The sequence below is a fragment of the Citrobacter sp. genome, from assembly GCF_050252275.1.
Taxonomy (GTDB): Bacteria; Pseudomonadota; Gammaproteobacteria; order Enterobacterales; family Enterobacteriaceae; genus Citrobacter_A; species Citrobacter_A amalonaticus.
This window is the reverse complement of record NZ_JBFWLF010000133.1, coordinates 1-11,851: the sequence shown is the minus strand read 5'-3', so window position 1 is coordinate 11,851 and position 11,851 is coordinate 1. Positions and strand designations below refer to the sequence as shown.

Below are 11,851 nucleotides of genomic sequence, written 5' to 3'. Positions count from 1 at the left end.
CTTCGCATACGGGCTCGACTTTAAGCCGAATTGATACTACGGGCCGCATTTTTGAGCAACTTGCAGGTCCACGTAGCAAAGAGGATGCTAAGCGAAGTTTCCTGATTTCGTTTGGAAAAAAAGCGTCTAAAATCCAGGATGCTCTCAGAGATGAGTCGCGATTAGACATTTTAGCGCAAATAAAAGGATACCCTACTTATTTTGCCGTTTTATATTTAACATTACTTGCTGCCAGTGCTGATGATGAAACACATGACGAAGGGGATTTTCGGGTTCGATTTTCTTTGCTGCTTGGCTTTGATAAAAATAAAAAATTTGTTTTTACTGAATTACCCAACTTATGGGAAAGGTTAGAAAGATGGAGTAGTAAAAGACAAAACTGTACCCGTTTAATCTTGCCAAGGCCATCAAAGCATGAAAGATTGATTGGGTATTCCAAGAGAATTGCTTTTCCCTGCTACAAAGATGAGGTCTTTTTACGGAATATTCTCATCGATAATAAACTAGATAACTATTCAACTTTTGAATCAGTTAATAAGGTAGTACATCAATATATATCTTATTTTAGCGAGGTTTTTAACCAAGAGTTTATTGAGTTCAGAACATTACTTTCAAAGGCTGCCATGCAGCAGGCTTATGACTCTCCTTTTTGGGGCGCTGTTCGTGATATCACTGTACATACGGAGAGAGAACAACTCAAAGAGAATGGTAAGTATTGTATTCACATGGAGTTTAATGATTCAGGTAATCCGGAGATTTATCTTCTTATGGATGACGCTGCTGCTACAGCCTCAGAAATCCAGCATTATTACTCCTTGCCTAATGAAATAGAGAACTATAATAATATATATTACGAACGAGACATAGGCACCACATTAAATTCCTTGGATTTATTATTAAAAAAACGGAAGGGTTATTTCTATAAATCACGAGTGGGAGTCGCACTACGGTCTGGGTGTTTACCGCTTTTTCGTGATGATTTTTGTCATATTAGTTCAGAAGGAGAATATTATGAAGATTCTCCAACCTATTTAATACTTCATCATACATATGCAGACAGTGTTTTCACTGTCTTGAAGAAGGTTGGCGAAAGAGTACAACGTCGGGATATTAAATCTACCAAATGGTCGATAGTTTCTTCCGATAAAGTTGGCAGGCAAACGCTGGATAAGATTGCCCGTTTGTTACCAGAAGAAGCCCGTCGTTTTCTAATACAGGGATGGCAGCCTGCTCGACCTCGTATGTCAGGTGCAGCACGATTTGGACAGGCTATACTGCTTAACCCTGCCAGTACACCGATAATTCATATGCCTGAAGTACTAAGAGGATGCTATGTCATCAGCAATAAAGACGGAGAAGAATTAACTCATGGCTCGCTATCTCAGGGAGCTGAAGGATTATTCATTCCACCAGAGGAGTTGATGGAAATATCTGGTCAGGCATTTTGTCGCTACGAACTTACGTTAGCGCATTCAGATATCCCAGTAAATTTTGATGTGCACGTGTTAGATCATGCGCCTTACGCCACTTATTGTAAAATTTCAGAGCCACATGATTGGCTGACTGATGGACCATCGGGAGTATTAATGGCGTTAGGGGATACGGCAGTGATCCCCCCACTGAAACGCGAAGAAATAACGCCATTGAGTGGTGCTCAGATGTTATGGCAGTATGAAAATGGCTTTCCTGTAACATGTCAATATACTGAATTACATAATATACCCGCAGCATTTGACTGGATCGCTGAAGCGCTGGCCTTGCGTTTTCAACGCCGTAGCACATTGCCTTTTGGTGAATTAAAAAAACATATTGAACCGGTATCACAGGTAACGAGGATACCCGAATGGCAATTGCGTCGCATGCTCTTTGCCGCTGGGTGGCTTTGTGTAGTACAACGACGTCATGCGCCATATTCGTTAGTCTCATTGGCTGAAAGAACCATTTCCGTTGATGTCACTGAGCAGGGAATTGTTGCCCGAATTCTGGGGATGTTTACAAAAAGTGAACGTAATCTTCTACAAGAAGCACTTAATAACGGTGAGCGAATAGGGCGTCGGTTAGTTGAGGATAACGGCTGTTCAATGGGTTGTATTGAATTGCATCTGTCAGCCAGAGAGCGTGTCCATGCTTTCATTGAACAGTTTGGGTTACGTTTGGTTAATCACGACGATTTCCCCGTAAATGCTTTGAGCGGAGTATTGCTACCGATGTCTCAAATGCAGTTTACCCCGGCTTTACCCCCGGATCTCCATGTGTCGCTATGGCAAGCTGAAAAATACCAATGGTCAGAAGAACAGCGGATTACTCAAACGGCAAATAATCTATTGATACGGTGTCAGGAAAAACAGCGTTATCGTTATTTTATTAGGCAGAATGCTGGATACTGGCAAACCGATAGCTTCTCCTGGGCCTTAATGGCTCAGATGATATGTTCAGGAGAAACGGTTGGTGTGCAAAAAGGCGATAGTGGCTGGTGCTGGTCAACGAAAATTATTGCGTTACCGCCCTCCGTTTTACAGTGGTGGATCCATGTTGCCCATGGATGCTTGTCGATAACAGATAACGGTGGTTACTTATTTGCAGGGGGGAAAGTTCCACTCTGGGACAATGTAATGACCTTCCCCTCCTGTCAACGAGCGTTGGCACGACGGAACAGAGCGCTGACAACACGCAAGTTGCGCAAAACCTTACAGTAATTTTACAGAATCAGGTGGTAAGGAGAACGTTTAAGATGGCTAAAAAGAAAAATATTATCAGCGACCGGCTGGGCCAAATGTACTACTTCGGTACAGAATCTCATGAATTGATCAGATGCTTGCAAGAGTGCAAGCAAAGACTCACCAGAAATGGCGCTAAAGCGGATAATTTACCGAAAGGACCGGAGAAAAGGTTACATTTTCTCCGTACGTTACCACCTAAGGCCAAACCTGTTGTGTCTGATTGGCTTCGTGAAAATTTAACGTTTTCTGAACAAAATGACCCACAAATTGTTCTTAGAGATCTGTTAGAAGCAGAAAGTAATGCAGAAGATATTGAACTCTGTAAACCGTTATGGCGCACCATTCTGGGATTCTATATTTCTTCTGACTGCCCTGAAATTATAACGAAATTCCTGAATGGTGAAGAAATTGATTTACCCCAACATGGTGTTTCTGACTCCTTGACAATTAATTTCACTGACGAAGACATTGAACAATGTGCCTTAATTAGTCAGGGTAAAGAAATTTCTATGCCAGAGCGCACTATTCCACTGTTTGTTGGGGGATTGGTTGACGCACTTAGGGGAACGCGTACAGCCGATAATCGATGGCGGACAAAGCTATCAGAACATTCTTTACCGCTGGCGCGAAAATTGGGTGAACTTATCGATCAGTTTGAAGCCAGTCACGACCTTAAAAAAATGGATGGTACCAGTGTAATACAGGCTCCTCCCGTTGTTTCCAAAGAAATCGACAGTTCGATGGACGAAGTTATGTTCATTGGAAAAGTGTTAGCGTTAACCGCGTCCGGCGCTTTTTTTGTAACGCCGATTAGTCTATTAATTAATGGCAACCTACGAGACCTCCCGGAGGAACTGGTAAAAGATCTTTTCCCTCATGGTGGTGAAGCCATTGGTTTTGAGAATCATTTCAGCAAAAAATTTACTCGGGGTGAAATTGCAATATGGAAAGCCCGATATCAGCCGTCTGATAAACCCGCGCAGTATGTCATTACTGACTACCTGTCGCGCGTTTATCCTGTCGTCGCGCTGCCTCATGCCTCTGATGAACCTGATACTGTCAGAGAGTGGTTACTCACCAGCTACCAACCGCAAAACGATACGTCGGTCATTTTTCAGCTAAGTGATGGAGTATCCCTGAGATTACCGGGTGACTTGTCTGATCCTAAAAAATATGACTTTGATATGCCGCTGGAGAGTTATCGTCAGGTTCCTCAGACATTACTTGGTTCTCATGCCCTCACGGTGATCACTGAACTCCCTCAGGTGAGTGAAAAGTATGATTGTGCTGAAGCTACTACGTGGATCAAACGCCTGCTTAAACGAACTGATTCAGCAAAAGACTTCCCTCAATTCAGTAAAGGGCAGCTACAAAACTTAACCCATTTTATTGCTGAACATGAATCTGATAATGAGGCATCCTATCTTCGTGCAGTATCTCATCTGGAACAGATAGCAGATACAAGATCCTTTCTTAATGATACGACTCAACAGTTACTGGCTTTACCTGAGGTTGAGGCGCAAATTAATATTGAGAAACAGGAAATACTGACTCGTTACGAAGACGAACAGTATCAGATTAAACAATCAATAATGGTATTATCTGAAAAGAAAATCCAGCTTGAAAATGAAATAGCCGATCAGAAGAAAAAACTGAAAAAAGAGACCGATCGAATTAATAAAGCACTACGTCAGCAAGAAAATGAGCTGGAACAACGGATTAAAAAGACCTTCGAAGCCGCATCTCAAGCGGGAGTGGAAACGCTAGCCCAGACAGCGCTACTGCGGGCGATTATCAAAAATGAAACAGCGCAGGAACAACCTGTCCAACAACGGATAACACCAGAACCTGTAGCCGAATCAGTAAATTCTAATTTCCCATTAGCAGAGGTGAGCATCCTGACTCGCAAGCATCAACTATCATTGGCTATCGAAAAACAGGCACAGGCAACGGGACTAAGTGAATCTTTATTATCCAGCCTGATTGCCACTGCGAGTATCACACCCGCGATCGGATTGATGGGAAAACAGACAAAACAGACTATCGCTTCATTAGCGAACCTTTTAGCCGGTAATGTTTGGGGGGAAGTATCGGTACATAGCGATCATTTTAGCTTCAGCGATTTAATGAACTCCCCCACGCTGATCCGCTTATCCGGCGATACTCATACCATGACACTGGGCGATTTTTTGACCCAACAACAAGAGGCAGGGCTGGCGAGCATTATTGAATTGCGTGGTTTTAACCGTACTCCGCCAGAAACGCTGCTCCCCGAACTCCACGAGTGTTTATTCAGAACTCCCCATCCTGCCGCATGCAGTTGGACGGATCGGCGACAGGCTTTGCGACATTTGCCCATCCGGCACCCAATACTTTTTTTACTCACATTCACCACCGGGAAAAGCACGTTTCCATTACAGGCTCCTCTTGCTTACCAGTTACCTCTGTTTCTGGCAGAGAATATATGGTCGGATGAACGGCCATTTGAGCAAAATACTGACATCACGCCTTCTCGTATTGCCCCAGAACTATGGCAGACAATCTATGTGGACAACCACCAGCCAGAGCACCCGGCTTGTGCGCCATGGGAAGCACTAAAAGCAGCGCTACTCTCTTTACTTCCTGATGAACAAGCGCAAGCCGTTGCCCGTCTGGCTTACGGTCTCGGTCGTAGTACAACACAAGATATTGCGACCACGATTGACATTCTTGCACCGGAATTAGGGCCATATGTTCAGGAAATGACTAGCGGTGAATCGGCAAGCGTACTTGAGCACCTTTTCCAGTTATAAGCAAAGGAATAATAATGAATAATCCACTGGAAACATTTGAATCAATAAGAGATTTTTATATTTCGTACCTTGAAACAGCCTTCCGTATTGATTCATCAGACATACAGTCTGAACGGCGAGCGTTACTGGAACAGCAAGGGACATTATGTGCCGATCTATTTCTTGAACCGATGCCCCGATATCAGCATTATGGCTTAACTATCAGCGAATTACGAAATGATGCTTATGGTCAGACATGGTTGCCAGGGTTTAATGCGCAACAAAGGGCGGCATTCATCGACCTCTGTTTAGGTGGACTTCTGCCCCACAATAAAACGGATTCAACTAAGGGACGTTTTAATCTTTATACCCATCAACTGGACATGCTGAAAAGAGGGGTACAGCCAGGGAAACCGGGCATTGTCACCTCCGGGACTGGTTCCGGTAAAACCGAATCATTTTTACTGCCTGTTCTGGCACAGATCGCAAAAGAAGCTACCGGCTGGCCGCAAAGCCCGGCGTTGAAGTGCTGGCAACCGTGGTGGCATAAGGTTGCGGATAAACAGCCCAGCTTCATGCGCGAGCATGAAGCCGCTGCTCGTCCGAAAGCGGTACGCGCGCTGATCCTCTACCCGATGAATGCCTTGGTAGAAGATCAACTGGTACGTATGCGACGGGCGCTGGATTCCAGCGAAGCTCATGATGTCATGGATACGCATTTCGGCGGCAACCGGATCTTCTTTGGCCGTTATACCAGCGCAACTAAAGTAACTGGCTGGCTTAAACATCCCCGACTCAGTGAAGAAAAAAATGAGAAAAAGCGCGTGGCTAAAAAAATCACTGAGCTGCGTGAATATATGCAATTAACGGAAAAGACCCATCAGGAGGCGGTACGACAAGCGCAGCAGGACAAGGATAACGAATTATCGTTTAATTTCCCCCGAACCGCTGGCGGAGAGGTTCTCAGCCGCTGGGAAATGCAAAAGACACCGCCCGATATTCTGATCACCAACACCAGCATGCTCTCAACGATGCTGGTTCGCGAGGTGGACGATCCTATTTTTGAGCAAACCCGACAGTGGATTGAGCGCGATCCTGATGCCTATTTTTATCTTATTCTTGACGAACTTCATCTACAGCGAGGAACCGCTGGTACTGAAGTCAGCTACTTGCTTAAACATTTGATCAATCGGCTGGGGCTGGATCAGGAAAAACACCGACACAAATTGCGCATTCTGGCCTCCAGCGCCTCTTTACCCGTTGAAGGTGCTGAAGGTGATCAAAGCGTCGAATATTTATGGGGGATGTTCGGTCAGCGGGGATTACCCGCAGGTGCCTCTTCCAACGACTGGAGAGAATGTATTATTAAAGGTGACCCACTTCCCCCGGGCAATATGTCTCTTTTCCAGGGGGATCGGGAGGCGTTTTATCACGCAGTGCTTCAGTTACAGCAAGCACCACTTACCTCATTACAACACTGGCAGAATGTCGCCCGCAGCATGGAAATGACAGCCAGTGAAGCCTCTACAGAACAACTAGCGCAACGTGTCGTTTTACAGGCGGGCAACCTGCTTGAAAGTGGCTGCTATACGGACGATCATTCTCCGAGAGCTACGTCAATCAAAATGCTTAGTTCACGCCTTTTTAACGCCCAACCCCATAGTGACAAAGCGCTCCAGGCATTAATCTGGTTACGTTCGACTGAGGGAGATTGGCCGCAATGGTTTTCACATGCCTTTCCTGATGATATCGGTGCGCCACGTTTCCGCGCTCATGCTTTTTTGCGCGCTCTTGAGGGGTTATATGTCGCGCCATTGCCCGTCCCTAGCGCTGCATCTGCGCAAGAAATTAATCAAAGATATTTTGGCGATCTTACCGTGGAGTCCGGCTTACGTTACGGCAAAGATAAAAAATCGCGGCGTGTCGAATTACTCTATTGTGAATGTTGCGGTAATCTCTTTTGGGGGGGTAAACCTTCGGTCTTTTCCGGTTCAGAAAGTCGAATTGAACTTTTACCCAACGACCCTGATACGGAACAACTGCCCGAACACGCAAAATCAGTCATGGTAGAACGCCGATCTGCTGAAGAATACGCGCTATTTATGCCCGTTGTCGAACGTTTCTGGCCGAAAGGAAATGAGGAGCTAAACAGCGATAATGACAATACTTTTGGTACTTGGGTAAAAGCCAGCTACGATCCATTTACCGCCACTATTCAACACCCAGTATCGCTCTTAAAACCGCTACCGGAAAACCATATAGCGGGCTGGTTCTATTACGTCAAACCCGGTGAATTTGCCTCCTCGGAAAGAGGCCAGTCATCCAGCCAGTCACCTGGAACGGCGCTACCTTTTCAGTGTCCGGCGTGTGGTACGTCCTATAAATACGGCAAAGGTAAGCTCTCCCCAATCCGTAGCTTTCGCGTCGGTTTTTCGAAAACGACACAACTACTGGCCAGCTCGCTAATGGCGGAACTACAGCGATCGGGTAACCGTGAGCAACTGGTAACGTTTTCAGACAGTCGTCAAGATGCCGCAAGGGCGGCGCTCGATCTGGAATCGGGTCACCATGACGACGTCAGACGAGAAATTGTTGTCCATTCGCTACAGACTATTGCGGCTGATAAACCGTCCCATAACCAACTAAAAATACGCCAGGCAGAGATAGAGAACCGGAACAAAACACTAGTTAACCTCAGCGTAAGGTCGGATGAGGAAGAGGATGAATTGGATCAACTTGCTGATGAACGAAAGAAAATCAGAGGGTTATTATCAAAGCCTGAATCTGACAGCATACCTCTGCGTGAAATCCTCGAACCTGAATCACCGGATGCAGGTCAACCGCTTGGCCCGCTGTTAAGGGCGCAGGTAGATGCAGGTATTCACCCTTCCGATCGTACTGGCATCGCGCCTGTTCCCGATCCAGAAAAACATGAAGAAGGCACGCTGACCTTTGCATGGCAACAACTCTTTGAAAAAAACACGCAGGGGGAGTGGTGCTGGAAGGCGCTTCCATCCTATGAAGACAACCTGCTTGTGGCACGACAGGAGATTTCACGCGATCTGAAACGGCTGGTGGGGGAAAGCGTATTCAGTAAAACCTACTTCGCGCTGGAAGAGTCCGGTTGGGGTTATCCCTGCCTTCCCATTACCGGAAACGACTCACGGGAACATCTCGCGATTTATGACGCAATGTTTCGTGTGTTGGCGGACGCATACCGGGTTACCCCTTCACAATATACAAAGCCAGAAACTCCATGGAGTTCAGCGCGCGATGTCAATCGTAGAAACCGCCTGTACCGTTTTACACAGGAGATATGCCAGTGTTCAGGAGGCGAGCCTTTATCTTTAATTGATAGTTTTCTCCGGCGACTAGAGCTGGCGGGTCATCAGGGCGGTATTATTGATATTGGTAAAATGCATTTTCGCCTGGCGGAACCTACAGATCGCGTCTGGCGCTGCTCCCGCTGTGGGCGTATACACATGCACACCGGCGCGGGAATCTGTACTCGTTGCTACTCTCCTTTACCAGAAACGCCGTGCAGTGAGGCAAAAACGCTCCAGATGCAACACTATCTCGGCAAACGTCTCTCACATTCTTCTGGTATTCACAGGATGCGCTCAGAGGAACTGACTGGAATGACCGAAAATCCGGCGGCAAGGCTACGCCGGTTTAAAGGTATTCTGATTGCCGACGACGATGATATTTTACCGGAAGGAATGAAAGATTTTGCGCCCGATAGAGACCTTGACCGGGCAGCTCGCGTGGTCGATGTGCTTTCCGTAACCACCACCATGGAAGTGGGCGTGGATATCGGTGATTTACGCGCGGTCTTTCAGGCCAACATGCCACCACAGCGCTTTAATTATCAACAGCGTGTCGGACGTGCCGGACGACGTGGACAGGCGTTTTCATTCGTCTTAACCGCGTGTCGCAGCAAGAGCCACGATCTGTTCTACTTCCGCCACCCGGAAAAAATTACTGGCGATCTCCCTCCGCCACCGTTTCTGACCACAAAGCTGGAAATGATCTGCCAGAGACTGGTACGAAAAATCTGGCTGGTGTCGGCATTCAAATGGTTAAGGCAGCAAACGGAAAAAGCCGATCACCCATGGCCGGTTGACGACTACGCACACGTCCCTGATAACCATGGTGAGTTTTTCCCGGTGCACTGGCTGAAAGAAAACCAAACGGACTGGCTGCCAAAAATCCGGCAGGCCATCGAAGCAACCATCCTGGCGCGCGATGAATTTGCCCGGACCAGCACACAGCAAAACCCATATTTGTTCCAGAAAATTATTCAGCCTTTGACGCCGGAACAGCTGATTCAGGATATCAACGCCGTACTGAACGACAGCGCGATGGAGGCGAAAGGACTGGCAGAAGCGTTGGCGGAACACGGTAAATTCCCAATGTATGGCATGCCGACCCGATCACGCCTTTTGCTGACAAGGCCAGTCAGCACAGGTGAAAAAGAAATCGAATTCGCCAGCATGGACCGCGATCTGGATATTGCGATACAGGAATTTGCCCCCGGAAAAATTCTGGTTCAGGATAAACGACGCTACTTTACAGCAGGTTATAGTGGACTGCTTAAACAGAGCAGAAAAAATCCACGATCATTTTATTCAAATGCCTGCGAACCGGGTGAACTCAGAACAATGACCGCCTGTCCGGTGTGCAACATCTGGGCTCCGGCAAACTCTCTGGCCACCGAATGTACTATCTGCGGTGCCGTTATGGATAAGGCAGAGCGCTATCAATGCTATGTTCCTTATGGATTTATCACCACGCTGGAGCCAAAATCGGCCAAAGAGGATTTTGATCAGATCCTGACCACGGCCAGTCGTGTATCAATTGCAGAAGCCTACACTTTTTCTGCCACGCCAGAGCCTGACGTTAATGTGGCGATACAGCTTCAGCCGCAGACATGTCTGCACCGCCTGAATCGGGGAATTTATACCGATAAAACATGGCGTGGTTTCAGCGCAACACAGGGGAGCCTAACGGTCCCTTTCAGAAAGCAGGGGACCTACCAGCCGCTTTGGGCTAACCGGGTTTGGATAGATAGTCAAATTATTGAGGCCGACCTGTTAGTTAAAAACCGCTTTAACGATCGGGGAGAAACCCGAAACACATTTTATCTTGCCGCGCCTAAAGTGACTGATCTACTTGCGCTGATGGTTGCCCAAACCCCGCCGGGTCTCCGGCTACAGTATTCCACTCTAACTCCGGCATTCAGAGCTGCTGCGCTCTCGGCGTCTTTTATCATTGTTAACTATGCATCAAAAGAGCTATTGGATATTGATCCTGAAGAAATTGAAATTCTGGAACCCCGCGTTCAAATGCTGAAAAACGGTAAGTCGGTACCAGTTCTGCAAATGGCCGATCGTCTGGTTAATGGTTCAGGGTTATGTGAACGGCTGCAGCAGAAGGACGCATCCGGTTCTCTCATTATACTTGAGGTCATGAAGAAGATTTTAAATAACAAAACGGCTTACCCGCTGGCTGAGTTCCTGCAATCCGATCATCGCGAACGATGCTTTCAAGGATGTTATCACTGCCTGCACCGATACGGAAACCAGCCGTATCACGGGTTGCTGGACTGGCGTCTGGGACTGGATGTTATTCAACTTCTTCTGGATCAAACCTATAACGCCGGGCTGAACGGTGATTTTACATCTCCGGGCGTGTCTGACTGGCCGGAAAATGCCCTACGATTAGCTAAAGAGGCCGCTTCGCTATACAGCGACAGTGACGTAAAAGTGATGGGGAATATACCCGTGATTCGCACCGGTGACGGGCGGTGGGCCGCCGTACTGCATCCATTCTGGGATCCCGATGCTGCATTTGCTGCAAACCCCGAACTTGAGGCATTTTCATATGAGGTGGACGTAGACGCGACGAATACTTTTGCGTTGTCCCGCCGCATGGGGACTGAAATGGCGAAATTACGGACTCAGGCGTCCTCATCTCTGGAGTGATAATGCAATGAATGAAATGACTCTATCGCGTACTCATCCGGTGCTTCCTTCTCTGCTGGGGAGTTTCGCTGTTTGTCCGGCGAAATACTTGCTGGAAAGTGAAGCTCATTCTTACGCACGTTTACCGTTGCATCCGGCAGTCATTCTGGGCCAGGTAATACATCAGCGCGTCAATTCACTGACACATCGGGAGGCCGCTTTCGAGAATTATACCCTTAGGCAACTGGAAAATGATTTTACGACCGCGCTGACAGCCAATCGACGCGCCGGACCGGTAGCAAACTGGATATATGACCGTCACGGCGTTGCCGGGCTGGTGTCACGCCAAATGCTTGTTACCCAGATCCGCTACGTCAGATCGCTTATGCCACCTGTT

At 47.2% G+C, this 11,851-nt stretch carries 3 protein-coding genes and 1 pseudogene; all 4 read left to right on the top strand.

The window, feature by feature from the left end; genetic code table 11:
* On the top strand, positions 1-2,696 hold a 2,696-nt coding region (locus AB7E14_RS12765; protein ID WP_428169574.1), incomplete at its 5' end, for a hypothetical protein.
* Between the two features lie 35 nt (positions 2,697-2,731).
* Positions 2,732-5,512, top strand: a complete 2,781-nt coding sequence (locus AB7E14_RS12760) for a kinetochore protein (protein WP_316962815.1) — start codon at positions 2,732-2,734, stop codon at positions 5,510-5,512.
* 14 nt (positions 5,513-5,526) lie between these two features.
* On the top strand, positions 5,527-11,475 hold the full coding sequence (locus AB7E14_RS12755) for a DEAD/DEAH box helicase (RefSeq protein WP_428169573.1): 5,949 nt from the start codon (positions 5,527-5,529) through the stop codon (positions 11,473-11,475).
* Between the two features lie 7 nt (positions 11,476-11,482).
* Positions 11,483-11,851, top strand: a pseudogene (locus AB7E14_RS12750) (PD-(D/E)XK nuclease family protein); the annotation flags it as partial.

Bases quoted from the DNA above. Each gene is read 5' to 3' on its own strand.
- AB7E14_RS12760 (WP_316962815.1), top strand. From the start codon at position 2,732: ATGGCTAAAAAGAAAAATATTATCAGCGACCGGCTGGGCCAAATGTAC.
- AB7E14_RS12755 (WP_428169573.1), top strand. From the start codon at position 5,527: ATGAATAATCCACTGGAAACATTTGAATCAATAAGAGATTTTTATATT.